Below are 24676 nucleotides of genomic sequence, written 5' to 3' on the forward strand. Positions count from 1 at the left end.
TCAGAACCGGTAGCGTAAAATCCTGCCGACCTTGCGCAATGCGGGAATGTGTCTCCAGAGCCCGATGAACAGTTTTGCGGACCAGCTCATATGCGCTGTGCGTTCCGCGCTGTAGGCCGAGATATCGTCGACAAAGCGCAGCTTCGGAACGGCACGCTCCAGTACCTGCGGGTCGTCGATCGCCCAGTGAACCTCGGCGCCCGTCGCCCTGATGGTCGGATTGAGGCGCAGCATCTTCAGGCCGAAGTGGCTGTAGGCGTCGAACATCAGCTCGCCGCCGGCAAGATGCGCGACAAGGCGTGACAGCAGCCGTGGCCCCTCCTCTACCGGGAGATAAGGCGTCAACCCCTCCATCACCACGACGGCCGGACGATTGCGCGGCACTTCTGCCAGCCAGTCTGGGTCGGTTACCGAAGAGCCGACGAGGTGGTAGTGGTCCCGGGACGGGTAAAGCTTGCGCCGGAGCTCGATGACATCCGGAAAATCGACATCGAACCACTCCACGCCTTCGGGTGGATCGACACGGAAAATGCGCGTATCGAGCCCGCAGCCGAGATGCAGCACGATGGCGCCGGGATTTCTGGCGATGAAGTCTTGAACTCGCACGTCGTAGGTCTTGGCTCGAATCGCCAATCCGATGCCGAGATTGGTGTCGACCTTGAGGCGCGAGAAATCATAGTCGATCTTGCGCACGGCCTCGTCGGCGAAGCGATCCCCGAGCAGCGAATGCGGCAGCCGGCTTTCCAGTGCCTTGCCATAAAGCGTCATCAGCAAGGTCTCCCTTGCTCCGCTCAGATTCACCCTTTCGCCGGCCATTGGCATCTCCCGGGGCGCAATCCAGTATTTATCTGGGAACAGGCGGCAACAAGGCAAGTTTCGGGTGGTTGCAAGGGGCGGAAAGACCGATATTCGCGGTCAAGGAGATATTGCCATGAACGCCCAGATGACCATGAATACGCAGATGAAACCGACAGCGATCCTGCAGCACGACATCACCCCCAAGGGCAGCGACTACGAGGTCGTACGCCGCGCCATCGAGAAGATCAGCCTCGACTATCGCGACCAGCCCTCGCTGGAAGCCCTGGCAGCCGATGTCGGCGAGACACCCACGGGCCTGCAAAAACTGTTCACCCGCTGGGCCGGCCTGTCGCCAAAAGCCTTCCTGCAGGCGGTCACCCTCGACCATGCCCGCAAACTGCTCGATTCCGGCATGCCGCTCCTCGAAACATCGTTCGAACTCGGCATGTCCGGCCCCGGCCGGCTGCACGATTTGTTCGTCACCCATGAAGCGATGTCGCCGGGCGACTACAAGACGCGCGGCGCTGGCCTGACCATCCGCTACGGCTACCACATCTCGCCCTTCGGCATCGCCCTGATCATGGTCACCGACCGTGGCCTTGCGGGGCTCGCCTTCAACGATCCGGGCGGCGAGCGGGCGGCTTTCGCCGACATGTCGGGCCGCTGGCCGAACGCCACCTATGTCGAGGACATGAGCGCCACCCAGCCCTATGCGGCGCGCATCTTCGATCCGACATTGTGGCGCGCCGACCAGCCGCTGCGCGTGGTGATGATCGGCTCCGACTTCCAGCTGCGCGTCTGGGACGCGCTGCTCAGGATCCCGATGGGCAAGGCCTGCACTTATTCTTCGATCGCCTCCAGGATCGGCGCGCCAAACGCCAGCCGGGCGGTGGGGGCGGCGGTCGGCGCCAACCCATTGTCCTTCGTCGTCCCTTGCCATCGGGCGCTGGGCAAGTCCGGCGCACTCACCGGCTACCACTGGGGCCTGACCCGCAAACGCGCCATGCTCGGTTGGGAAGCGGGCCAGACCGCGTCCTGAAGCTGCCCGCATCAAACAACACCGGCGAAATCCCTTCGCCGGTGTTGTTCTTTTTGCGAGCTCCCGGCGCAAAACATCCGCACGCTCTGGCAAGCCGCCGGCTTACAGGTTAGCTTCCCGCGCATTCCGCAGGAGGCTTTCTTGATCATCGTTGTCGGCTCGATCAACCTCGACCTTATCGCCAATGTCGACCGCCTGCCTTCGCCGGGCGAGACGGTCCGCGGCTCCGGCTTCGCCACCGCGCCCGGCGGCAAGGGCGCCAACCAGGCGCTGGCTGCGGCGCGCGCCGGCGCCAAGGTGCGCATGGTCGGCGCCGTCGGCAAGGACAATTTCGCAACCGAAGCCCTCGCTTTGCTCGTGGCCGGCAAGGTCGATCTCTCCGGCGTCGGCCAGAGCTTCGCCTCCACCGGCACGGCGCTGATCCTCGTCGGTGCCGACGGCGAGAATGTCATCGCCGTCGTGCCGGGCGCCAATGATTCGGTGCTGCCCGGCGATCTCGCCAAGGCTTTCCTTGCGAAGGGCGACGTCGTCCTGCTGCAGCACGAGATCCCGCTGCAGACCGTCGATGCAGCGCTTGACGCCGCACGCGCCGCCGGCGCCGTCACCGTGCTCAACACCGCGCCGTTCCGTAGCGAGGCGGCAGCGTTGCTCGGCAAGGCCGACTACGCCGTCGCCAACGAAACCGAATTCGACCTTTACGGCGAGGCGCTGTCGCTGAAAGGCCGCGACCGCCCGGCGCGCATGCGCGACTTCGCCGGCAAAACCGGCCGCACCATCGTCGTCACGCTCGGCGGCGACGGCGTGCTGGCGGCGACCCCGGAGGATTTCCTGACCGTGCCGGCGCTGAAAATCACGCCGGTCGACACGGTCGGGGCCGGCGATACTTTTTGCGGTTATCTCGCTGCCGGGCTGGCGTCCAACCTGCCGCTGGAGCAGGCTCTCACCCGCGCCGCAGCCGCCGGCTCACTCGCCTGCCTGAAGCCCGGCGCCCAGCCGGCCATCCCGCTGGCCGCGGATGTGGACACCGCCCTGCGCAACAACGCCGGATGACTGCCCTGCGCCCTACAACGAAGCACGCCGTGCCCCCCGCCGGCGACATCTGCCGGATGTCCGCTGTCGACCTGGCCGAGGCGATCCGGCTGCGCCGCCTGTCCGTGCGCGAGTTGGTCGCCGCATTCCTCGACCGCATCGACGCGGTAAACCCGCTGGTCAACGCCATCGTCTCGTTGCGCGAGCGCTCCGACATCCTGCGCGAGGCCGACGCGGCGGACGCGCATCTAGCGCAAGGCGGGCCGGCCGGCTCGCTGTTTGGCCTGCCGATGGCGATAAAAGACCTCGCCATGACGCGCGGCTTGAGGACCAGTTTCGGCTCGCCGATCTTTGCCGATTTCGTGCCGCAGGAGGACGATTTCTTCGTCGAGCGCATCCGCAAGGCCGGCGCCATCATCATCGGCAAGACCAATGTTCCCGAATTCGGGCTGGGATCCAACACCTACAACAACGTGTTCGGCCCGACGCTGAACGCCTTCGATCCGGCGCTCACCGCAGGCGGGTCGAGCGGCGGCGCTGCGGTCGCCCTTGCACTCGACATGGTTCCGGTCGCCGACGGCAGCGATTTCGGCGGCTCGCTGCGCAATCCGGCGGCGTGGAACAATGTCTATGGCTTCCGCCCGTCGCAGGGCCTTGTCCCCGGCGGGCCGGATCTTGAAGTCTTTCATGCCCAGATGGGCATAGACGGACCGATGGGCCGCAGCATCAGCGACATGGCGCTGCTGCTCGATGTGCAGGCGGGCTACCATCCGCATGCGCCCTTGTCCTGGGAAAAGCCTGGTTCGTTCCTCGAAGGGCTGGCAACGCCGGCAAGCGGCGGCCGCGTCGGCTGGCTCGGTGATCTCGGCGGTCACCTGCCGGTAGAGCCTGGCATCCTCGACCTGTGCGAGGCCGCACTCGGCCGCTTCGCGGAGGCATCCTTCCTGACCGAGCCCTTGCTGCCGGATTTCGATTTCGAGGCACTGTGGCAAGCCTTCGTGACGCTGCGGCAGGCGAGCAGCGGCTCGGCGCTGAAAGTCCATTATGACGACCCACACAAGCGCGCCCTGCTGAAGCCGGAAGCCGTCTGGGAGGTGGAGAACGCCATGCGACTGACGGCGCCGCAGATCCGCGCGGCCTCGGTCATCCGCACCTCCTGGCACCGGACGCTGCTGTCGCTGTTCGAGCACTTCGATCTCATCGCGCTGCCGACGGCGCAGGTGTTTCCTTTCGAAGTCGGCACGCATTGGCCAAGTGAGGTCGCCGGACGGACGATGGACAGCTACCATCGCTGGATGCAGGTTTCGGCCTTCGCCACGCTCGGCGGCTGTCCGGCGCTCAACGTGCCCGTCGGCTTCGACGACAAAGGCCGCCCCTTGGGCATGCAGCTGATCGGCCGGCCGCGCGGCGACCTCGCCGTGCTCAGGGCCGGAGCGGCCTATGAGGCGACCTTGCCTTGGCAGGCTGGGGCGTCCTGACGCGAGGGGCGGCACGGTCTGCGACCGGCTTGCACCAGCCCCCGCCGCCATGCATTGATTGCAGCCAGCCGCCTAAGCGCATCCTCGAGGAAATCCCCATGTCGCTGGAACTCTACGCTGCCTATGTCCTTGCCTGCATCGTCATCATCCTGGTGCCCGGTCCGACTGTCACGCTGATCATCGCCAACAGCATCCGCCATGGCTACCGCGCCGGCCTTGCCAATGTCGCCGGCACGCAGGCTGGGCTCGCCGTGATGATCGCCATTGTCGGCATCGGCCTCAACACGCTGATATCGGGCATGGGCCACTGGTTCGAATGGGTACGCCTGATCGGCGCCGCCTATCTGATCTGGATGGGGGTGCAGATGTTCCGTTCCAAGGGCGCGCTGAATGCCGACGGCACCGCGAGAAAGCCGCGCGGCGGCTTCTTCCTGCAGGGCCTGCTCGTGGCGCTGAGCAACCCCAAGACCCTGGTGTTCTTCGGCGCCTTCTTCCCGCAATTCATCGCCCCGCAGGGCAATTACACCCTGCAGATCGTCGTCATGGGCCTTACCGCCATGATCTTTGCCGCCGTCTCGGACTCGACCTACGCGCTCGCCGCCAGCCGCGCCGGCCGCCTGCTCTCGGCCAGCCGCATCAAGCTGATGTCCAGGATCAGCGGCAGCTTTCTGGTCGGCGGCGGCCTGTGGCTGGCGTTTTCCAAGGCGAAGTGACGACCGCCAACGGTCGTTCCCAACGGGGCCGGTACGTGAAGGCTGATTGAAAGTCAATCTTCACGCCACCACATGAATCGGCGTGGGGGGATTCACGTCGATGTCATGGACTTACGCTGGCATAAAAAGGGACGCGCCCGGCGTGATCCTGATCGTCGTCCTGTTTGCGGTGATGGTTCCTTCGGCTCTCTACAAATGGACGAATGATGCCAGCCCCATCCGGTCGGTCGAGCCAATCGACGCAACGGTCAAAAGTACCCATTCAGACAACGGCCGAACGCTTTATCTGGTTGCACTCGAAACCGGTTCGTCCATTCTTGTCGAAGACGACCTCCCGCATCTGATCGGCGCGCCGGCAAGATTGGAGCGCGTCACGCGCGAGAATGGATCGACCTTCTACAGGTTCGCAAATTGAACGACCGCCGGTCACGATACCAATGAAACGCAGCGTCCTTGCTGTCAGGTGATACGCATGGCCAAGGCTCGGCATTCCCTTGCCTGGATGACCCTGCAGGAGAACCTCAGGGGCATCCTCATCACCATCCTCGTCGTGGGCGTTTGCGGCCTTGCAATTGGCATCCCGATTGCGAGGCAAAGCAGCCCCATCGCCAATGTCGAACGCCTGACCGGTACAGTGGTCAACGTTCTCAACGCTCCTGCAAGTCCCGAGGTCGCGATCGGCAGCGGGTTCCGTTACTTGTATGGAATTCGCCTCGATGAAAATGACGGCCTGGTGTTTGCATATGACAACACGACAGTGCCGAGAGCCATTGGCTCCAAGGTTTCGATCGAGCGGCAGCGTCGCCGCAACGATACCGAAACATACCGCCTGCTTCGCGAATAAGTGCACAGGTATCGCCCAGAAGCGCTAAGCCCCTGGGCGAACGATCTGTATCAAGGCAGGCTTAAAGCCGCGCCAACCTCTCAACCAGCAGCGCGAAAAACGCGTCATGGTCGATGTCGCGCATCACCATGGCGTTCTTCGGCCGCTTGGTCACGCCCCACCAGTCGATCACGGTCATGCCCATGGTGAGTTCGGAGGTGGTTTCGACGGTGACGTTGCAGTTGCGGCCCTTGAACAGCTCCGGCTTCAACAGATAGGCGATGACGCAGGGGTCGTGCAGCGGGCCGCCATCGGTGCCGTATTTCTCCTCGTCGAAGCGCTCGAAGAACTCCAGCATCTCAGCCGTCGCGGTGCCGACCCGGGTGCCGAGCTGGCGGATGGCCTGCGTGCGCTTGGCCGTGGTCAGCGCCTTGTGGGTGACGTCGAGCGGCATCATGACGATCGGAATGCCGGATTTGAACACCAGGTCGGCGGCTTGCGGATCGACATAGATGTTGAATTCTGCGGTCGGCGTGACATTGCCGCCTTCGAAGAAACCGCCGCCCATCAGTACGATTTCCTTGATGCGCGGCGCGATCTTCGGCTCACGGATCAGCGCCAGCGCGACATTGGTGAGCGGGCCGAGCGCGCACAGGGTGATCGTACCGGCCTCTTCCTTCATCAGGGTCTCGACGATGAAGTCGACCGCATACTGGCCCTGCAGCTTCATCTTCGGATCTGGCAGTTGCGGGCCGTTGAGGCCGGTCTTGCCATGCACTTCCTCGGCGGTGACCAGTTCGCGCGCCAACGGGCGGATGGCGCCTGCATAGACCTTGATATCGGGCCGTCCGGCCAGTTCGCAGATTTTCCTGGCGTTCTTTTCGGTCAATTTCAGCGGCACGTTGCCGGCAACAGCAGAGATGCCGACGATCTCCAGCTCGGCGCTGCCGAGCGCCAGCAATATGGCGACGGCATCGTCCTGGCCGGGATCCGTGTCGATGATGATCTTGCGGGTCTGGGGCATTTCATTTCCTTATGCGGGGGAGTCTTTTTGGCGGGGGTGTTCGGCGGCTTGAACTTGGCCGCGGCGCGGACCATATCAAGACCATCGGGAAAAATGCCATCCGGGTTTTTCCAGTTTATGTCGCTCCAAAGAGGACAGTGTAACATGAGCCGAATGACGCCCTTCTCCAGCCCGCTTCTCCTTGGTTTCGATGCCATGGAAAAGACCCTGGAACGACTGGCGAAATCCGGTGACAGTTATCCTCCCTACAACATCGAGCGCCTCAGCGGTGCTGACGGCAAGGCCGAAAGGCTGCGCATTACGCTGGCTGTCGCGGGTTTCGCCGAAAGCGATCTCGATGTCACCACGGAGGAAAACCAGTTGGTCGTGCGCGGCCGTCAAACCGACGACACCGAGCGCGAATTCCTCCATCGCGGCATCGCCGCGCGCCAATTCCAGCGCTGTTTCGTGCTGGCCGACGGCATGCGGGTGATCGCAGCGGAACTGAAGAACGGCCTTTTGTCGATCGATCTCGATCGGCCGGATACCGAACGGCTGGTACGGAAAATAAATATATCGGTGAAAGACTGATCTTTACCGATGGCTCTCATGCGGGATGGCCTTGAGCGGCGTCCTCGCGCCAAGGAGGCTTGAAATGACCAGAACTGACGAAACCATCACCATGACCAGCGGCGAATTCGCCCATCTCGGCGAAGGCTCGGTCGCTTATCTCCGGAAGGTCTCGAGCGACGAGCTGCTCGGGCGCTTCCCCAACCTCGGCGAAATAGCGCCTGGTATGGTCCTGTGGGCCCTGTTTGCCGCCAACGGCCAGCCGATCCTGCTTTCGGATGCGAAAGACCGGGCTTTGGCCGGCGCCATGGAAAACGACCTGACCACTGTCGCCATTCACTAAGGCGACTGCTGGCGGTTGAAATGGAGAGGGCCGCCTTCGGCGGCCCCTGGAAGACTTAATTCCAAAGAACTTCAGGCGGCGTGCGAGGCTTGCGTGTCCGACAGCAGAGCGTGGATGGCGACCGCGTCGCGCGTGCCCCTGATCTTGGCCACCGTGTCGGCGTCGCGCAAAACCCTGGCGATGCGCGACAGTGCCTTGAGGTGATCGGCGCCGGCGCCTTCCGGGGCCAGCAGCAAGAACACCAGATCGACCGGCTGGTCATCCAGGGCCTCGAAATCGACCGGCGTCTCCAGCCGGGCAAAGACGCCGGCGATGCGCTTCACCCCGGCGAGCTTGCCGTGCGGAATGGCGATGCCGTTGCCGACGCCGGTGGAGCCCAGCCGTTCGCGCTGCAGGATGGTGTCGAACACTTCGCGCTCCGGAATGCCGGAAATCGCCGCCGCTCTCTCGGACAGCAACTGCAAAAGCTGCTTTTTGGAGTTCGCCTTCAACGCCGGCAAGATCGCCGGAACGTTGAGAAGATCGCTCAGATCCATGTTTGAAATCCCTTATTCGCCTGCCGTCGCCAGTCCTCGCCCCTCGCGCGGCTGGCTATTATCCCTGTGCGACCATTGTCGTCACCTGTGCGACCATTGTCGTTGTCGTCACGCCTGTGCGACTTTGGTCGTCGACGGGTCGATCCAGCCGATATTTCCGTCCGGCCGCCGATAGACGATGTTGAGGTGGTCGTTTCCGGCGTTGCGGAATACGAAAACCGGGCTGTCCTTGGTGTCGAGTTCGATAACCGCCGACGCCACCGACATGGTCTGCAGCGTCATGGTTGATTCGGCGACGATGGCCGGGGCGTAGTCCTCCGGAATGTCCTCATCATCATCGGTCAGCGGCGCCATCACCGTATAGGCGATGTCGGTGATTTCACCATTTCCAGTGCCTGAATTGTGCGATTTCAGACGGCGTTTGTAGCGCCGCAGCCTGGTTTCGAGGCGGTCCGCGGCCGCCTCGAAGGCAAGTGTCGGATCCTGGGAATCGCCGGTTGCCTGCAGCGAAGCGCCGGAATCCAGCCTGATCATGCAATCGGCCGAGTAACGCGACCCCGATTTGATGACCGTGACGTGCCCTGAAAAACCGCGATCGAAATATTTTCCAATCGCCTCGCCGACACGATCGGTAATGCGCGTACGCAACGCATCGCCGATATCCATGTGTTTACCCGATATGCGCAATTTCATCTGAAAACTGACCTTCCTTGCTCAGGCTTCAAACTGGCCAGAGTTTATACTCGTGATCCGTGCGCACAAGCTTTGCGGCGTCAACTCGCGCCGATTTTAGATCCGAACTTTCCGGTTGATCACAATCCGCCTTCTTGGCCGTCCCGTGGCCTTCATCGTGACGGACCATCCGCATGCGGGCCGCGAGCCCGTCTCATGCGGGCGGGCTTCTAGACACTTCATTGCAGCTTGTCAATTAATGCATGTCGCCCAGAAGTGCGCTGCGGTTCTGGGACAACGACATGCATCAAAACAAAGACTTAAAGCGCGTCGTATGAATCCGTTTCAGCGCGATGCGCTTTAAGGTCGGAAAGTTGTGGAATCCAGCCATAGCAAAAGCCTTTCCGGGCAAGCAGACCTAGCGCCCCGCGCTCGCCAGAGCGCGCTTTTCACGCCGCCGCTGCACCGACGAGGGAATATTCATACCCTCCCGGTACTTGGCCACCGTGCGCCGGGCAATATCGACGCCGCTTTCCTTCAACATATCGACGATTGCGTCATCGGACAGCACATCGGCGGGCTTTTCCTCGTCGATCAGCTGCTTGATGCGGTCGCGCACCGCTTCCGAGGAATGCGCATCACCGCCGCCCGACGCCGCGATCGAAGCCGTGAAGAAATAACGCAGCTCGAACACGCCACGCGGCGTCAGCATGTATTTGTTGGCCGTCACCCGGCTGACGGTCGATTCATGCATGCCGATGGCATCGGCCACCGTGCGCAGGTTGAGCGGCCTGAGCTGACGCACGCCATGGACGAGAAAAGCGTCCTGCTGGCGCACGATTTCCGACGCCACTTTCAGGATCGTCTTTGCCCGCTGGTCGAGACTGCGCGTCAGCCAGTTGGCATTCTGCAGGCATTCGGCCAGGAAATCCTTCTCCGCCTGATTCTTCGCATGCGGCGAGACCTGGGCGAAATAGATGTGATCGACAAGCACGCGCGGCAGCGTCTCGGCATTGAGCTCGACCGTCCAGCTGCCGTCATTGGCGGCGCGGACTTCGACATCGGCGACGATGGCGTCGCTGGCGCCGCCCGAAAACGCCATGCCCGGGCGCGGGTCGAGCGCGCGGATTTCGGCCAGCATGTCGAGGAGATCCTCCTCGTCGACCCCGCAAAGCCGCTTCAGCGTCTGGAAATCGCGCCGCGCCAGGAGTTCTAGGTTGCCGATCAGCGTCTTCATCGCCGGATCGAGACGATCGCGCATGGCAAGCTGCAGCGACAGGCATTCGGCAAGGTCGCGCGCAAACAGGCCGACCGGCTCGAATGTGTGGCAGGCTGCCAGCACATTGGCCACCATCGCCTGATCGGCGCCGAGCCGTTTGGCGATCTCGGCGGGATCGGCGCGCAGATAGCCGGCCTCGTCCAGGCCGTCGGCCAGTTCGGCTGCGATCAGCCTTGCGGCCGGATCGGCAAAGGCAAGCGCGATCTGCTCGCCAACATGCTGGCGCAGCGTGATCGCCGCGGCTGCCATGTCGCCGACGTCGAAGCCTTCGGAAGAACCGGACGAACTATTGCCGGTGGCCGACTTCCACTGCGCCGTCAGGTCCGGGCCGAGCCGCTCGCTGGTGCCGGGATCGTCGGGGAACAGATTTTCCAGCGAGCTGTCGAGCTTGTCGGAGATCGCTTCGGCGCTCCACGCCGTCTCGTTTTCGAACCAGTCGCCATCGGCGGCAGGCTCAGGAGCGGCATCGCCCTTCTGCACCTGGTCGCTTGCGGCGTCATCCTGGGGCTCGGCGCGCTCCAGCAGCGGATTGCGCTCGATCTCGTCGTCGATGAAGTGGTCGAGCTCGACATGGGTGAGCTGCAACAGCCTGATCGACTGCATCAGCTGCGGCGTCATCACCAGCGACTGGGATTGTCGTAGCTGTAGTTTCGCCGCCAACGCCATGGTTCGGTTTCAAACGCCCTTCTGCACCCGGAAGCCTACACATCAGAAGCTGCCGGAAAATGAATTTTTCCGACCTTCCATAGAAACTGGCCCGGCTTTTGCTTGTCAAGGCGAACGATGGCAAAAGGCCCCTACCGAAGCATTATCTCACGCAAAATCGGAGAAAAAAGCCCGGCGGGGCGGCAAAAATCACGTCAGGAAACAAATTTCACGCTCAGAGCGTGAAACCTTCGCCGAGGTAGAGCCGGCGCACATCGGGGTTCGCCACCACCTCGTCGGCACGGCCATGAGTCAGCACCTGGCCGGCATGGATGATGTAGGCGCGGTCGATGAGGCCGAGCGTTTCGCGCACATTGTGGTCGGTAATCAGCACGCCGATGCCGCGCGCCGTTAGATGACGAACCAGCTGCTGGATGTCGGCGACGGCAATCGGGTCGATGCCGGCGAACGGCTCGTCGAGCAGCATGTAGGCCGGGCGCGTCGCCAAAGCTCGGGCGATCTCAAGACGCCGCCGCTCGCCACCCGACAGCGACATGGACGGCGACTTCCGCAGATGGCTGATGTGAAATTCCTCGAGCAGTTCGTCGAGATTGCGCTCGCGCACCTTGCGGTCCTTCTCAACCACTTCGAGCACGGCGCGGATGTTCTGCTCGACATTCAGGCCGCGGAAGATCGAGGCTTCCTGCGGCAAATAGCCGATGCCGAGGCGGGCGCGGCGGTACATCGGCATCGAGGTGACGTCGAAACCGTCGATCTCGATCGTGCCCTCATCGACCGGCACCAAGCCGGTGACCATGTAGAAACAGGTGGTCTTGCCGGCGCCGTTTGGCCCGAGCAGCCCGACAGCCTCGCCGGCGCGCACGCCGATGGTGACACCGCTGACCACCTTGCGGCCCTTGTAGCTCTTGGTCAGCCCCTTTGCGATCAGGGTGCCCTTGAACTTCGCGGAATCGACGGTGACCGTGGCCGGGGCTGCAAGTTTACTGGCCGCCCGTCCCGGAAGGCGGGTCAGCAGCGAAGATACGCCGGTCATTCGGGCTTCGGGGCCTCGGATTTCGGTGGCGGCGTCATCGACATGATGACGCGCCCGCCGCAGCCATCGACCTGAGCAAGGCCGCTTTTCATCTGCACGGTGAGCTTGCAGCCCTTGAGGACGTTGGGTCCTTGGGACAAGACGACCTCCTTGCCCGACAGAACAAGCACCTGCGTCTTCATGTCGAACGTGGCGTTGTCGCCGGTGGCGATCTGGTCATTCGACTTGATGTAGACTTTGTTCTTGACCACCAGATGGTCGATATTGGCCGAACCGGTCATCGCCGAAGCGCCGGCGGCAGCACCTTTGGCGGCGTTGGGGTCCTTGACGTAGTAGACCTCCATGCTGCCGGCCTTGAGCAGCGTTGGCCCTTGCGTGACGGTGACGTTGCCGCTGAACAGCGCCATGCTGTCGGCCTGGCGGACCTCAAGTTTGTCGCTCTCGATCTGGATCGGCTGGTCGCCCGACAGTTTGAGCCCGGACTGGCTGCTGGCGCTGGACTGAGCCCAGGACGGCGCCATACCCAGCAACAGCAAGGCCGAAGCTGCGGCGACAAGCCGTGCCGAATTACTGGGACGCATTCGTTTCTCCGCTCTTTGCCTCTGCCGCCTTCATAGTGGCCGGATCGATGTGAACGCTTACCTTGTTCTCGAAAACGATGACCTTGCCATTGTCTTCGACCGACATTGAACCCGCGGTGATCCGCGAGCCGTTACGGCTGACATCGACCGCATCACCTGTCTTCATAGAGCCTTTGCCCATATCGAGGAAGACCGATTTGAAGATGGCAGCGACGCCGTCGGTGGTGGTGACGGTAACGTCGCTGGTCATGTCCATCGTGTTGGCGTTTCTGTTGTAGATCCCGCGCTTGGCGTCGACGGTCGCCACATTGTCGGCCGTCAGCGGCAATTTGGCATGGATGCCTTCGAGTTCGATGATGTCCTGCTTGCCTACATCCTGGATGGCGCGCAAGGCCGTCAGCGAATAGGGCAGCTTGTCCTTGGTGAAGCCGTTGAGCTTCGGATTGGCCATCACCAGCTTGCCATCCGCGAAAGCGGTGCCGTCTGCCTGTATCGAAATGTTGATCGGCGCCGCCAGATAGGAATAGACCGGAAACGCAACCGCGATCCCGGCGGCAAGCACCGGCACGGCAAACTTAAGCACGCGCACGCGGCGCGAGTGGCGCTGGGCGCGGTCGAAGGCGTCGCCGCGCGTGCCCGCTGGCGCCGTGGGCGCCAAGGCCGCATCGGCATTGGTCGGTTCGTTCGATCGCGCAAGCATGACTGACTTCTAATAAACCCTTGTCCGCCAAAACACCTGCTATAGGTGGGTTGCCGGCCCCCGCAAGCAAGCACAAGCGGAGGAAAACCGCAAAAATGTGACGGCCGCTGTTTTACAGACGGAACTCAGGCGACACAATTTCGTCACTTCATAGCAGAAACGAACGCGCCGCGTCATTTTTTCCTGAAATGCCTCCGTCGTGAAGGTCGCTTCGTCGCAGGCTCTTGAGGAAGAGGTAGCCGGGCGCGGACGCTTGCTTTAAAAGCATCGCTTCCCACCGACTGTGAGGCAGACCATGGCACTGAGAGCCGACGACCTGATCGACCGCCGCCGCTTGCGGCGCAAGCTGACCTTCTGGCGCGGCGCCGCCATTGCCATCGTGGCCCTTGGGGTGATTGCGCTTGCAAGCTGGTTCTATGGGGGCGACCTCGGCGGTTCTTCCGTCGACCACATCGCCAAGGTCAGGATCGAAGGCACCATCACCGAGGACGAGGAACTGATCAAGCGGCTGGAAACCATCCGCACATCCTCGCAGGTCAAGGGCGTCATCCTGGCGATCGATTCGCCCGGCGGCACCACGGTCGGCGGCGAATCGATCTACGAGGAGGTGCGCAAGCTTGCCGCCGACAAGCCGGTGGTGGCCGAGGTCGGCACGCTGGCCGCATCGGCCGGCTACATGATCGCCAGTGCCAGCGACCATATCGTTGCCCGCAAGACGTCGATCGTCGGCTCGATCGGTGTGCTCATCCAGTATCCCGATGTCAGCGGTCTGATGGACAAGGTCGGCATCAAGCTCGAGGAAGTGAAATCCTCGCCGCTGAAGGCATCGCCCTCGCCCTTCAAGCCGACCAATGAAGACGAGCGAGCCATGGTCCGCAAGCTCATCCTCGACAGCTATGACTGGTTCGTCGGCATCGTCGCCGAGCGCCGCAAAATGACCCGCGATCAAGCACTGGCCCTTGCCGACGGCTCGATCTTCACCGGCCGCCAGGGCCTTGCCAACGGTCTGATCGACGCTGTCGGCGGCGAGAGCGTGGCGATCGACTGGCTGGCGACCAAGGGTGTCGACGCCAAGCTCAATGTGGTGGAATGGAAGGACACCGAGCGGCGTGGCGGCTTCCTGTTCTCGAAAGCAATAGCGCGCAGCGTCGGCAGCGCGCTCGGCCTGTCGGAGGCCGGCAGCGACGTGCTTCACGAAATTGGCGCGGATCGCTTGTTTCTTGACGGTCTCGTTTCCGTCTGGCACCCTTGATCTGCCGGTTGGGGCGAGTAAAAAAGCAAATAAAATCATCCTGATAATTTGACCGCAGCGCTTTCACGGGGACCTTTCTGATGATCAAATCCGAGCTTGTGCAGATCATTGCCACGCGCAACCCGCATCTTTTCCTGCGCGACGTCGAAAACATCGTGGGAGCGATCTTCGACGAGATCACCGATGCCCTGGCGGAAGGCAATCGGGTCGAGTTGCGTGGCTTCGGCGCTTTTTCGGTGAAGAATCGCCCTGCCCGCACCGGCCGCAACCCGCGCACCGGCGAATCCGTCGAGGTCGAGGAGAAGTGGGTGCCGTTCTTCAAGACCGGAAAGGAATTGCGTGAAAGGCTGAATGGCGGCAAGTAGGCGCGGACCACGCGCCGGCGTTATCAAGGCCTGCCTTCTCCAGGGAATTTCTATGTTGAACCGCTTCATACTTATCGTGGTCTTCGTGCCGCTCGCCGTCATCCTGATTGCGCTGGCCGTCGCCAACCGCGAGCTGGTCGCCTTCACGCTCGACCCGTTCAACCCCGGCAATCCGAAACTGACGCTGACCTTGCCGCTGTTCATCTTCCTGTTCGTGGCGCTCGCCATCGGCATGGTCGTCGGCAGCCTGGCGACCTGGGTCAAGCAGGGCCGCTACCGCAAGCTGGCGCGCCAGCGCGGGGTCGAGGCCGAGAATTTGCGCCAGGCGGTCAGCCGTATACCCGCCGTGCAGCAGGGCGCGGCCACCGGGCCGGCGCTGCCGAAGCCAACGGCCTGAAGCCGGCGCTTTTATCTTCGCGGAGTTTTGCATGCTGACCATTTCGGCCGACGCTGTCGACCAGGCGCTGACCTTTCCCGGGCTGGTCGAGACATTGCGCGCGGCCTTCCGCGAGGGTGCTGTGCAACCCGTCCGCCATCATCACGGGGTCGAGCGGCCCGACGGTGCCACATCCACGCTGCTTTTGATGCCGGCGTGGACCGACTTCCATGCGGCCGGCACATCGGTCGGGGGTCATATCGGCGTCAAGATCGTCACCGTATCGCCCGACAACAACGCCATCGGCAAACCGGCGGTGATGGGGCTCTACCTCCTGCTCAACGGCACCACCGGCGAGCCCGAAGCGCTGATCGACGGCCAACGGCTGACACAGTGGCGCACCGCTTGCGCCTCGGCGCTGGCCGTCTCCTATCTCGCCCGCGAGGACGCATCGCAGCTTCTGGTGGTCGGCGCCGGCGCGCTGTCGCCGTTCCTCGCCAAGGCGCACTCCGCGGTGCGGCCGATCAAGACCATCCGCATTTGGAACCGCACGCCCGCCAATGCCGAAAAGGTCGCGGCTGATTTGCGCGCGGACGGTTTCAACGCCGAGGCCGCAAGCGATCTCGACGCCGAACTCGCCGAGGCCGACATCGTCTCATCGGCGACGATCACGACGACGCCGCTGGTCAAGGGTGCGCTGCTCAAGCCGGGCGCGCATGTCGATCTGGTCGGCGGCTTCACGCCGACCATGCGCGAGAGCGACGACGACGCGATCGCGCGCGCCCGCGTCTATGTCGACACCCGCGCCGGCGCCACCAAGGAAGCCGGCGACATCGTCCAGCCGCTCGCCTCCGGCGTGCTGAAGCCGGAAGCCATCGTCGCCGATCTGCATGAGCTGGCGCGCGGGGAAAAACAGGGCCGGCAGAGCCCCACTGAGGTCACGCTGTTCAAGTCGGTCGGCGCCGCGCTTGAGGACCTTGCCGCCGGCATTGCCGTCTACAACGCGCTCAAGCAGTAGCGTCTGCGCCGGTTCTGCGATCGAACTTCCTGATCGCTTCCGCGCTGACCGGGGTGAAGAAGTTCACCAGATTGCCATCGGGATCGCGCAGCAGCAGCGACCGGTTACCCCATGGCATCGTCGTCGGCGTCTGTACGAAATCGCCGATAATTTTCGCCAGCCTGCTGTACTCAGCATCAACATCGGCGACGCGAAACTCGATGATCGCTGAGCGATTGGCGGCCGGCTGCGCCACATCAGTTCCGAACAGGGCCAGCGTGCGGGTGCTGCCGATCGCCAGTGTGCAGGACGGCGTTGCCAGTTCGGCGAAATCGTCTGTGAACCAGGTTGCGGTAAGCCCGGTGATCGTGTCGTAGAATGCCACCAAGGGCTTGATCTGATCGGTAATGATGCGGATCGAGACGAAGTCCATCTTATTCTCCTGGGGCAAGCGCGACGCTATCTGAAGACAATCGCTTGTCGCACAAGGCTGCTGACAACTTGGTGTCAGCAGCCTTGTCACGGTGCCTTGCCGATCCGGCGGCTGGATGCTTCCAGCCTGCCTTCATGGCAGCGCCCATCGCCTCGGCGATCAGCGCGAAATCATGCGCCGTAATTTCGAACAGGCCAAAGCGCAGTTGATAACCCCAGTTCGATTTGCCCGCGGTGAAGTCGAGCTGCTCGAGCAGCGGCTTGATCGGCGCCTCCTCGGCCTTGGCCCATTCGACATCCCTGCGGAACGGCGTGAAGCCACCGCCCATGTCGCCCTGATAAGGCTCGCCTTCGCGCACGGTGCCGACTGCCGTGAAGGCCTGCAGGCCGTCCTTCTCGCGCAGAATTGTGGTCGGCGAGTAGTAGATGATGCCGTCGCCGGGCTTGATGCGGCGCAAAGGTGCCGCCTTGCCGTGGTTGACCTGCATGAAGCCGGCCTCGCGGCCGCGCCGGACATGTTCGGCGGAAGCGACCGCGATCCAGTGCGCACTCATTTCTGTTCTCCATTGGCCTGTTCCCCATTGGCCTGTTCTCCGTCGTTCAGCCAGTAGACGCGCAGCCGGTGCTTGTCGGGATCGAGCGCAACGAAGGTGCGGCCGAAGTCCATGTCGGTCGGCGTCTGCAGAACGGTCAAGCCGCGTCCTGCCCAGTCCGTGTAGGCGGCGTCCACCGCATCAGGCCGGTCCAACGCGAAGACGAGCTCCGCACCGCCGCCCGCGGCCGCGGCCGACGGCTCCACCGTGTGGCGCGACCACAGGCCGAGCTTGAAGCCATTGTCGAGCACGAACAGCACGAAGGTCGGCGACGTCTCCACCGGCTGGCGTCCCAGCAGCGCACCGTAGAAGGCGCCGCTCCGCTCCGGACTGTCGACATAAAGGATGACGAAATTGGGGGTGTTCATGTCTGCTCTCCAGGGTTTCGATTGGAGGAGCATAGGTGACCCCACTGTCAGATTCTGGCAGCAGCGTCTTGTGGGCGCGTGGAAAGGAGCATTAAGCGCCAGGCTGGCGCTTCGGTGCGTCCAGCGTCGCGCGCCATTCCTTCAGCAGCGCCTGCCGACGACGCGGATAGCGGATATACGTGGTGTTGAGCCCCGACATCCGGTCGGCGCGAAAATGTCTGAAATCCTGCCGCGTCTCGCACCAGGCCACCACCACCCGCACCTTGTCGAAAAAGCCGAGCGCGAATGGCCAGATCAAGCGCTCGGAGGCGGCGCCGCCGGCGTCGCGGTAAAGAAAGCCGAGTTTTCTCTCGTTGCGGATCGCCTGGCGCACCAGGCCAAGGTCGATGCTTTCGACAGCATCGCCGTGCGGCCCGACCAAAAGCGCGGTCGCATCGAGGTCCTCGCGCAGATCATCCGGCAGCACAGCGGCGATCTTGGCCAGCGCGTCGGTGGCGGCGGCCGACAGCCGCTTGTCCGGTTGTCTGGCAACCCAACGCGATCCCAGAACGATGGCCTCGATCTCCTCGTCGGTGAACATCAGCGGCGGCAGCATGAAGCCGGGTTTCAGCACATAGCCCAGCCCAGCCTCGCCCTCGATCGGCGCGCCTTGCCCCTGCAGCGTGGCAATGTCGCGGTAGAGCGTTCGGATCGAAACGTCCATCTCGCCGGCAAGCGTGCGACCGCTCACCGGCCGGCGATGCCGGCGCAGGATCTGGATCAAGTCGAGCAGGCGTTCGGAACGGGACATGATTCCAGATTTGCCTGTTTCCTCAGCGAGGTCCACCACCTCAGACATTCGCACGCTGGACCATTTTGTTTGCGCAGCCGGTGACCCTATGTCAAAAGCGGCCTGCCGCCTCCGGAGACGCTCCTGCTTGAAGTCTTTTCGCGACAAACGCCGCGACAACCGTCCGCCCGCAAAGGGCAGGACCGAACACGCGCGGCCGCAGCCGGGCACCGTACCAGTCCGACCCGAAGCCAGACAGCCACGCCACGAAACAAAACCGGACGACCGGTCTGATCCGAAGCCCGCCCCCCGTATCCTGGCGCGTCGCGAAGGCGTCCTGCCCACTGAGCGCCTGCCGGTGATCCTCGAAGTTGCGCCAAATCAGGATTATGCACTGCTCGACAGCGGCGCCGGCGAAAAGCTCGAACAATACGGCCCCTACCGCATCGTGCGGCCCGAGGGACAGGCGATCTGGCAAAAGGCCTTGCCCGCCAGGGACTGGGACCGAGCCGACGCCATCTTCACCGGCGATACCGACGAAGAAGGCATCGGCCGCTGGCGTTTTCCGAAGGTGCCGCTGGGCGAGACCTGGCCGATGAGGCATGACGGCATCGACTATCTCGGCCGCTTCACCTCGTTTCGCCATGTCGGCGTCTTCCCCGAGCAGGCTTCGCACTGGGACCATATGGCCAGCCAGATCGTGGCGGCCAAGCGCCCGGTCAAGGTGCTGAACCTGTTCGGCTATACCGGGCTCGCGTCTCTGGTGGCCGCCCGTGCCGGCGCCGAGGTCACCCATGTCGATGCCTCCAAGAAGGCGGTCGGCTGGGCGCGCGAAAACCAGGAAATGGCCGGTCTCGGCAGCAAGCCGATCCGCTGGATCGTCGACGATGCTGTGAAATTCGCCGAGCGCGAAGAGCGCCGCGGCAGCCGCTACGACATCATCCTGTTCGACCCGCCCGCCTATGGCCGCGGCCCCAAGGGCGAGGTCTGGCAATTGTTCGAGGACCTGCCCGGCCTGACCGATCTTTGCCGCGCGATCCTGACGCCGAAACCGCTCACCGTGGTGCTGACCGCCTATTCCATCCGCGCCTCCTTCTTCGCCATCCATGCCTTGATGCGCGACACCTTTGCCGGCATGGGCGGCACGGTTGAATCAGGCGAACTGATCATCCGCGAGCAGTCCGCCGGGCGGGCGCTGTCGACATCGCTGTTTTCGCGCTGGGTGGCCTGAATGCCCCGGAGACCTGAATGCCCGGGAGTCCCGAATGAATGAGCGGCACATCGGCGCGCCCGGGCAGGTCAAGGAAGTCACCAGCCTTGCCAATCCGCTGATCAAGGACATCAAGGCGCTCGCCCAGAAGAAATTCCGCGACCAGCAGAACGCCTTCATGGCCGAAGGGCTGAAGCTGGTCATCGACGCCCTCGACCTCGGCTGGTCGATCAGGACGCTGGTTTTCGCCAAGGCCGGACGCGGCAATGCGGCGGTCGAAAAGGTGGCGGCGCGCACGGTTGCCGCCGGCGGCACCGTGCTCGAAGTGTCCGAAAAAGTGCTTGTCGCCATCACCCGCCGTGACAATCCGCAAATGGTGGTCGGCGTCTTCCGGCAAAAACTGCTGCCGCTAAGAGACATCCGCGCTCACGACGGCGACGTCTGGGTGGCGCTCGACCGGGTGCGCGATCCCGGCAATCTCGGCACCGTCATCCGCACCGTCGATGCCGTCGGCGCCAAGGGCGTCATCCTGGTCGGCGAGACTACCGATCCTTTTTCTGTCGAGACCGTGCGCGCCACCATGGGCTCGATCTTCGCCGTGCCGGTGACCAAGGCGACGCCGGAAGCATTTCTGGCTTGGCGAAACAGCTTCTCGGGCCTGGTGGTCGGCACCCATCTGAAGGGTGCGGTCGACTACCGCTCGGTCGATTTCTCACGAGGACCGGTGCTCTTGATGATGGGCAATGAGCAGCAGGGCCTGCCCGACAATCTGGCGGAAAGCTGCGACCGGCTGCTGCGGATTCCGCAGGCCGGCCGCGCCGATTCACTCAATTTGGCGGTCGCCACCGGAATCATGCTGTTCGAGATCCGGCGCGGCGCGCTGAAACTTGCCCCCGAGGACGCCACATCGTGAAATCATGGTCTCCCTATGCGCTGCTGGTGGTGGTGGCAATCGCGCTCGACCAGTGGATAAAGCATCTGATCGAGACCGGCCTCGTCTTCCAGGAAAAGCTCGACCTGGTGCCATTCCTGGCGCTGTTTCGCACCTACAATACCGGCATCGCCTTCTCGATGTTCTCGTCCTTCGGCGACACCGGCCTGGTCGTCATCGCGGTCGTGGTCGTTGCCTTCGTGCTTTATCTGGCGACGCGCACGCCCTCCGGCCATGTGCTGGCCCGCATCGGCTTTGCCCTGATCATCGGCGGCGCGATCGGCAATCTGATCGACCGCGCCGTCTACGGCCACGTCATCGACTATATATTGTTCCACACGCCGGTATGGTCCTTCGCCGTCTTCAACCTTGCCGATGCCTTCATTTCGGTCGGCGCGGCGCTGGTCGTCTTCGACGAGTTCATCGGCTGGCGGCGCGAGGCCAAGCCGCAAGGCCCAGAAGCCTGACGGCCCGACTCTTTTGACCAATTGACCTCGCCGGACGGTCGCCGCACAGTTCGGCCAGAGCCAGCCAATGCCGACCGCCAGCCTTTGCGAAGCCGAGGAGAAGAGATGCCTGAAACCTTCAAAGCCATCCTCGTTTCGCGCGACGCCGAAAAGAAGCAATCGGTCGAGATCGTCGATTTCGGCGAAGCCGATCTGATGGAAGGCGACGTAACTGTCGCGGTCGAGGCGACGACGGTCAACTACAAGGACGGGCTGGCCATCACTGGGAAAGCGCCAGTGATCCGCCGCTGGCCGCTGGTGCCGGGCATTGATTTCGCCGGAACCGTCCTCTCCTCATCGCATGCCGACTGGCGCAAGGGCGACAAGGTCATCCTCAATGGCTGGGGCGTCGGCGAGACGCATTTCGGCGCCTATGCCGGGCGCGCGCGCGTCAACGGCGACTGGCTGGTGCCGTTGCCCGACGGCATCAGCGCGCACGATGCGATGGCGGTCGGCACCGCCGGCTATACGGCCATGCTCAGCGTCATGGCGCTGGAGCGGCACGGCATCCTGCCGGATCGCGGCCCGGTGGTAGTGACGGGTGCGGCCGGCGGCGTTGGGTCGGTCGCGGTCTCGATCCTGTCCAGCCTTGGCTATCACGTCATCGCCTCGACCGGCCGCAACGCCGAAAGCTCCTATCTGATCGACCTCGGTGCCGCCGAAGTGATTTCGCGCGAGGAACTCTCCCAGCCGGCCAAGCCGCTGGCCAAGGAGCGCTGGGCCGGCGGCATCGATGCCGTCGGCAGCCACACGCTGGCCAATGTGCTGTCGATGACCGCCTATGGCGGCGCGGTCGCCGCCTGCGGCCTGGCGGGTGGCATGGATCTGCCGTCGAGCGTCGCCCCGTTCATCCTGCGCGGCGTCTCGCTGCTCGGCATCGATTCAGTGATGGCGCCAAAGGCTGTGCGGCTGGAAGCCTGGCGCCGCATCGGCAGCGATCTTGATCTCAAGAAGCTCCCCGGCCTGTCGACGACCATCGGCTTCGACGGCATCATCACCGCCGCCCATGACATCGTCGAGGGCAAGATCAGGGGCCGCGTGGTTGTCGATATGTGAGGCTCCCGAAGCATGATCCCGAAAGGGAATCAGGTTTCGGAAAAGATCAGGCGATGCGGAAAACCGCCAAAAATGCATGACCGCTAAAATTCGAACGATCCGCCGCGCTTTTCCATAATCTCTATCTGGCAAGGAGTTCCGCATGATCGCGGAGTCCGCCAGGAAAGAGAAGAGCCGCGCCGAAAGCATCGACGGGCCGAACCCGGCGACGCCCAAGCGGCAGCATGTTGCCGCGCCGCCGCTGGCGCCGGATTTGCAGCGCGCCACGCACGAGGGCCTGCTGTTCCTGACGGTCGTCGCCAGCGTCGTGCTGGCGGGCCTGTCTCACCTCACCGGCGCGCCGATCTTCATCACCCTCGGTCTGCTGGCGACCGGCCTTGCCGGCGTCGCCATGCACCTGCGCAACCGCCGCACCGTCCACCGCGCGACGGCCTTGCTCGACGAAACCGCCGCCCGCAGCCGCGCCGAGATCGAGACGCTGGCCGACCGCATGTGGGAGATGCAGGAGAGCGAGGAGCGTTTTCGCGGGCTGATCGATGCGCTCGGCGATCTCGTCGTCCACCGCGACCGCGACGGCCACATCGTCTATGCCAACATGGTTTTCGCCGGCCTTGTCGGAACCGATCAGCGCGACCTTGCCGGCAGGACTCTGGCCGACCTCGGCATCGATGTCGGTATCGTTCCCGACGCCGCCTTTTCGGATCACGAATGCCTGAGTTCCACCGACGTCTCCATCCGCACGCCGAACGGTCCGCGCTGGTTCTCGTGGATCGAACTGTCGGTGCGCGACAAGGATAGCGGCGCCGTCTCGCACCGGGCGATTGCCCGTGACATCACCGCCCGCAAGCGCGCCGAATCCTCGTTGATCACCGCGCGCGAGCGCGCCGAATATGCCAGCCAGGCCAAGTCGCGCTTCCTCGCCACCGTCAGCCATGAGATCCGCACGCCGATGAACGGCATCATGGGCATGGCCAAGCTTCTGGCTGACACCAATCTGTCGCCCGAGCAGCGCACCTATGTCGGCGCTGTCTCGACCTCGGCCAGCGCCCTTTTGGCGCTCATCGAGGATTTGCTCGACTATTCCAAGATAGAGGCCGGCCGTTTCGACCCGGAGCCGCAGCCGACATCGCTGCGCGAAATCGCCGACAACATCATCGAACTGATGGCGGCGAAAGCCTTCGCCAAGAACATCGGCCTCGGCTGTCATGTCGAGCCCGACGTGCCACAGATGATCATGGCCGATCCGGGAAGAGTCAGGCAGGTGCTGCTCAACCTGATCGGCAATGCGATCAAGTTCACCGACACCGGCGGCGTGCTGGTTTCGGTTGCACGGGCCCGCACCGAGACCAGCGACCGCATCTGCTTCACCGTCGCCGACACCGGCCCTGGCCTGCGCGAAGAGGATATGGAGCGCATCTTCGAGGAGTTCGAACAGTCCGACGGCACCTCGACCCGCACCCATGGGGGCGCCGGCCTCGGTCTGGCCATATCGAGGCGCCTGGTCGCCGCCATGGGCGGTGCCATTTCGGTGTCGAGCCGGCTTGGCGAGGGATCGGAATTCGTCTTCGAGATCCCGGCCGCAGGAGCAACCGAAGCACCGCAGAACCGGCAGAACATCCTGGCCGGCCGGCGCGCCGTGATCGTGTCGAAGAACGCCGTCGAGGCGGACGCCATCGCCCGCACCATCCGCGCCCATGGCGGCGCCGTCGACGTCGCCGCAACCGCTTCCCAGGCGACGCCCTTCGCCGAACATTGCGATGTGCTGTTGATCGACGCGGCCCTGGAGGACGGCGACGGCAGACTGCTCAAGCGCCTGCGCCAGAGTGGCTTTGCCGATTGCGAGGCGATCACGCTGATCGCGCCGACCGACCGCGGCATGCTTGGCGAATTCCGCACCAGCGGCTACGCCACCTTCTTGGCGAGGCCGGTGCGCGGCGAAACCCTGCTGCGCGTGCTGCTGACCAGTCATGCCCCTGCCTTGCCGCCGCCCAAGCCGGAAAAGACCGGCGCGTCCTCGCTTCGTGCCCATGGCGGGCGCCAGCAAGGTTTGTCCGTGCTGATCGCCGAAGACAACGACATCAACGCCATGCTTGCCCGCGCCACGCTTTTGAAGGCGGGACATCGCGTGAAAGTGGTCGGCAATGGCAAGGCCGCGGTCGAGGCGGTGACCGAAGCCGGGCTGAAAAATCGCTTCGATGTGGTGCTGATGGATTTGCACATGCCGGTGATGGACGGGCTGGACGCGATCGCCGCCATCCGCCGCCACGAAGAGGAAATGGCTGTGCCGCCGGTGCCAATCATGGTGCTTTCGGCCGACAGCCAGGAAAAGACCCGCCACGCCGTGCTCGCCCATGGCGCCAGCGGCTTCGTCACCAAGCCGCTCGATCCCGACGCGCTGGTCCATGCCGTCGAGGGCCAGGTGGCCGCCTGAAGCGACGCTGGATAAATCCTCGCGTCACGTAGGTAGCCGAATGAGGGTTTTCGCCAGCCGACGAAGTATTGCCCGTCGCGCCGTATCACGGTACTGTCACAATCCTGTTGCACCTACACCGTATCCC

At 63.6% G+C, this 24676-nt stretch carries 29 protein-coding genes; 17 read left to right on the forward strand and 12 right to left on the reverse strand.

The window, feature by feature from the left end; translation table 11 throughout:
- Entirely contained in the window at window positions 1-816 is an 816-nt protein-coding gene (locus tag ACYG97_RS18590) for a class I SAM-dependent methyltransferase (RefSeq protein WP_023733583.1), read from the reverse strand.
- A gap of 115 nt (window positions 817-931) precedes the next feature.
- On the opposite strand from ACYG97_RS18590, the gene ACYG97_RS18595 reads away from it, so the two are divergent.
- From ACYG97_RS18595 to ACYG97_RS18620, 6 genes are all read left to right on the forward strand, one after another.
- Window positions 932-1837 carry a methylated-DNA--[protein]-cysteine S-methyltransferase gene (locus tag ACYG97_RS18595; protein ID WP_031262141.1) on the forward strand — a complete coding sequence of 302 codons (906 nt, stop codon included), beginning with the start codon at window positions 932-934 and terminating at the stop codon, window positions 1835-1837.
- A gap of 141 nt (window positions 1838-1978) precedes the next feature.
- On the forward strand, window positions 1979-2887 hold the full coding sequence (locus ACYG97_RS18600) for a ribokinase (protein WP_023726465.1): 909 nt from the start codon (window positions 1979-1981) through the stop codon (window positions 2885-2887).
- Window positions 2884-4344, forward strand: coding sequence for an amidase (locus tag ACYG97_RS18605; RefSeq protein ID WP_031243998.1), 1461 nt, complete (start codon window positions 2884-2886; stop codon window positions 4342-4344). The genes ACYG97_RS18600 and ACYG97_RS18605 overlap by 4 nt, the downstream gene beginning before the upstream one ends.
- 98 nt (window positions 4345-4442) lie before the next feature.
- Window positions 4443-5057: a LysE family translocator gene (locus ACYG97_RS18610; protein WP_023669737.1), complete on the forward strand. Its 615-nt coding sequence runs from the start codon at window positions 4443-4445 to the stop codon at window positions 5055-5057.
- A gap of 142 nt (window positions 5058-5199) precedes the next feature.
- A complete protein-coding gene (locus ACYG97_RS18615; protein WP_023712342.1) occupies window positions 5200-5472 on the forward strand; it encodes a hypothetical protein in 273 nt (90 codons plus the stop codon).
- Window positions 5473-5529: 57 nt separating this feature from the next.
- Window positions 5530-5901 carry a hypothetical protein gene (locus tag ACYG97_RS18620; RefSeq protein WP_023733586.1) on the forward strand — a complete coding sequence of 124 codons (372 nt, stop codon included), beginning with the start codon at window positions 5530-5532 and terminating at the stop codon, window positions 5899-5901.
- A 61-nt stretch (window positions 5902-5962) separates the two neighbouring features.
- Here the strand turns inward: ACYG97_RS18620 and ACYG97_RS18625 are convergent, their stop codons facing one another.
- On the reverse strand, window positions 5963-6904 hold the full coding sequence (locus ACYG97_RS18625) for a nucleoside hydrolase (protein ID WP_023698210.1): 942 nt from the start codon (window positions 6902-6904) through the stop codon (window positions 5963-5965).
- A 144-nt stretch (window positions 6905-7048) separates the two neighbouring features.
- Between ACYG97_RS18625 and ACYG97_RS18630 the strand changes: the two genes are divergently transcribed.
- Window positions 7049-7474 (forward strand): Hsp20 family protein, encoded by a 426-nt coding sequence (locus ACYG97_RS18630; RefSeq protein WP_023669741.1) that lies wholly within the window; start codon window positions 7049-7051, stop codon window positions 7472-7474.
- Window positions 7475-7538: 64 nt separating this feature from the next.
- Window positions 7539-7796 carry a BQ00720 family protein gene (locus tag ACYG97_RS18635; protein ID WP_023683072.1) on the forward strand — a complete coding sequence of 86 codons (258 nt, stop codon included), beginning with the start codon at window positions 7539-7541 and terminating at the stop codon, window positions 7794-7796.
- A gap of 71 nt (window positions 7797-7867) precedes the next feature.
- Here ACYG97_RS18635 and ptsN read toward each other — a convergent pair whose 3' ends face one another.
- The 6 genes from ptsN to lptC all read right to left on the reverse strand — a co-directional run bounded on the left by ptsN (window position 7868) and on the right by lptC (window position 13263).
- Window positions 7868-8332 (reverse strand): PTS IIA-like nitrogen regulatory protein PtsN, encoded by a 465-nt coding sequence (gene ptsN, locus ACYG97_RS18640; protein ID WP_023669743.1) that lies wholly within the window; start codon window positions 8330-8332, stop codon window positions 7868-7870.
- A 108-nt stretch (window positions 8333-8440) separates the two neighbouring features.
- Window positions 8441-9025, reverse strand: a complete 585-nt coding sequence (hpf, locus tag ACYG97_RS18645) for a ribosome hibernation-promoting factor, HPF/YfiA family (RefSeq protein WP_023683071.1) — start codon at window positions 9023-9025, stop codon at window positions 8441-8443.
- A 397-nt stretch (window positions 9026-9422) separates the two neighbouring features.
- Complete coding sequence (gene rpoN / locus ACYG97_RS18650; RefSeq protein ID WP_023683070.1) at window positions 9423-10949, reverse strand: RNA polymerase factor sigma-54; 1527 nt, start codon at window positions 10947-10949, stop codon at window positions 9423-9425.
- A gap of 214 nt (window positions 10950-11163) precedes the next feature.
- Window positions 11164-11982, reverse strand: coding sequence for an LPS export ABC transporter ATP-binding protein (gene lptB, locus ACYG97_RS18655; protein ID WP_023700100.1), 819 nt, complete (start codon window positions 11980-11982; stop codon window positions 11164-11166).
- Window positions 11979-12563 carry an LptA/OstA family protein gene (locus ACYG97_RS18660; protein ID WP_023683069.1) on the reverse strand — a complete coding sequence of 195 codons (585 nt, stop codon included), beginning with the start codon at window positions 12561-12563 and terminating at the stop codon, window positions 11979-11981. Before ACYG97_RS18660 ends, lptB begins: the two co-directional genes overlap by 4 nt.
- Complete coding sequence (lptC, locus tag ACYG97_RS18665) at window positions 12550-13263, reverse strand: LPS export ABC transporter periplasmic protein LptC (protein ID WP_023669748.1); 714 nt, start codon at window positions 13261-13263, stop codon at window positions 12550-12552. The genes ACYG97_RS18660 and lptC overlap by 14 nt, the downstream gene beginning before the upstream one ends.
- 295 nt (window positions 13264-13558) lie before the next feature.
- Here lptC and sppA point away from each other — a divergent pair, with 295 nt between their 5' ends.
- The 4 genes from sppA to lhpI all read left to right on the forward strand — a co-directional run bounded on the left by sppA (window position 13559) and on the right by lhpI (window position 16274).
- Window positions 13559-14515: a signal peptide peptidase SppA gene (sppA, locus tag ACYG97_RS18670; protein ID WP_023733587.1), complete on the forward strand. Its 957-nt coding sequence runs from the start codon at window positions 13559-13561 to the stop codon at window positions 14513-14515.
- Between the two features lie 80 nt (window positions 14516-14595).
- A complete protein-coding gene (locus tag ACYG97_RS18675) occupies window positions 14596-14880 on the forward strand; it encodes an integration host factor subunit beta (RefSeq protein WP_006200394.1) in 285 nt (94 codons plus the stop codon).
- Between the two features lie 52 nt (window positions 14881-14932).
- Complete coding sequence (locus ACYG97_RS18680) at window positions 14933-15277, forward strand: lipopolysaccharide assembly protein LapA domain-containing protein (protein WP_023691965.1); 345 nt, start codon at window positions 14933-14935, stop codon at window positions 15275-15277.
- Between the two features lie 31 nt (window positions 15278-15308).
- On the forward strand, window positions 15309-16274 hold the full coding sequence (gene lhpI / locus ACYG97_RS18685; RefSeq protein ID WP_023691966.1) for a bifunctional Delta(1)-pyrroline-2-carboxylate/Delta(1)-piperideine-2-carboxylate reductase: 966 nt from the start codon (window positions 15309-15311) through the stop codon (window positions 16272-16274).
- Here the strand turns inward: lhpI and ACYG97_RS18690 are convergent.
- The 4 genes from ACYG97_RS18690 to ACYG97_RS18705 form a co-directional block, all read right to left on the reverse strand.
- Complete coding sequence (locus ACYG97_RS18690) at window positions 16264-16686, reverse strand: VOC family protein (RefSeq protein ID WP_023714120.1); 423 nt, start codon at window positions 16684-16686, stop codon at window positions 16264-16266. The genes lhpI and ACYG97_RS18690 overlap by 11 nt on opposite strands.
- Window position 16687: 1 nt before the next feature.
- Window positions 16688-17239, reverse strand: a complete 552-nt coding sequence (locus tag ACYG97_RS18695) for an EVE domain-containing protein (protein WP_023733588.1) — start codon at window positions 17237-17239, stop codon at window positions 16688-16690.
- Window positions 17236-17646, reverse strand: coding sequence for a VOC family protein (locus ACYG97_RS18700; RefSeq protein WP_023683064.1), 411 nt, complete (start codon window positions 17644-17646; stop codon window positions 17236-17238). The genes ACYG97_RS18695 and ACYG97_RS18700 overlap by 4 nt, the downstream gene beginning before the upstream one ends.
- Before the next feature lie 91 nt (window positions 17647-17737).
- A complete protein-coding gene (locus tag ACYG97_RS18705) occupies window positions 17738-18436 on the reverse strand; it encodes a helix-turn-helix transcriptional regulator (RefSeq protein WP_023683063.1) in 699 nt (232 codons plus the stop codon).
- 127 nt (window positions 18437-18563) lie between these two features.
- Between ACYG97_RS18705 and ACYG97_RS18710 the strand changes: the two genes are divergently transcribed.
- The 5 genes from ACYG97_RS18710 (at window position 18564) to ACYG97_RS18730 (ending at window position 24549) form a co-directional block, all read left to right on the forward strand.
- Complete coding sequence (locus tag ACYG97_RS18710) at window positions 18564-19646, forward strand: class I SAM-dependent rRNA methyltransferase (RefSeq protein WP_023733589.1); 1083 nt, start codon at window positions 18564-18566, stop codon at window positions 19644-19646.
- A gap of 34 nt (window positions 19647-19680) precedes the next feature.
- Window positions 19681-20538 (forward strand): TrmH family RNA methyltransferase, encoded by an 858-nt coding sequence (locus ACYG97_RS18715; protein ID WP_023733590.1) that lies wholly within the window; start codon window positions 19681-19683, stop codon window positions 20536-20538.
- Window positions 20535-21023, forward strand: coding sequence for a signal peptidase II (lspA, locus tag ACYG97_RS18720; RefSeq protein WP_023669760.1), 489 nt, complete (start codon window positions 20535-20537; stop codon window positions 21021-21023). The genes ACYG97_RS18715 and lspA overlap by 4 nt, the downstream gene beginning before the upstream one ends.
- 105 nt (window positions 21024-21128) lie before the next feature.
- Window positions 21129-22118: an acrylyl-CoA reductase (NADPH) gene (gene acuI / locus ACYG97_RS18725; RefSeq protein ID WP_023686577.1), complete on the forward strand. Its 990-nt coding sequence runs from the start codon at window positions 21129-21131 to the stop codon at window positions 22116-22118.
- A gap of 142 nt (window positions 22119-22260) precedes the next feature.
- A complete protein-coding gene (locus tag ACYG97_RS18730; protein WP_023733591.1) occupies window positions 22261-24549 on the forward strand; it encodes a response regulator in 2289 nt (762 codons plus the stop codon).
- The last annotated feature ends 127 nt before the right edge of the window (window positions 24550-24676 follow it).

The organism is Mesorhizobium sp. W067 (genome assembly GCF_054719525.1).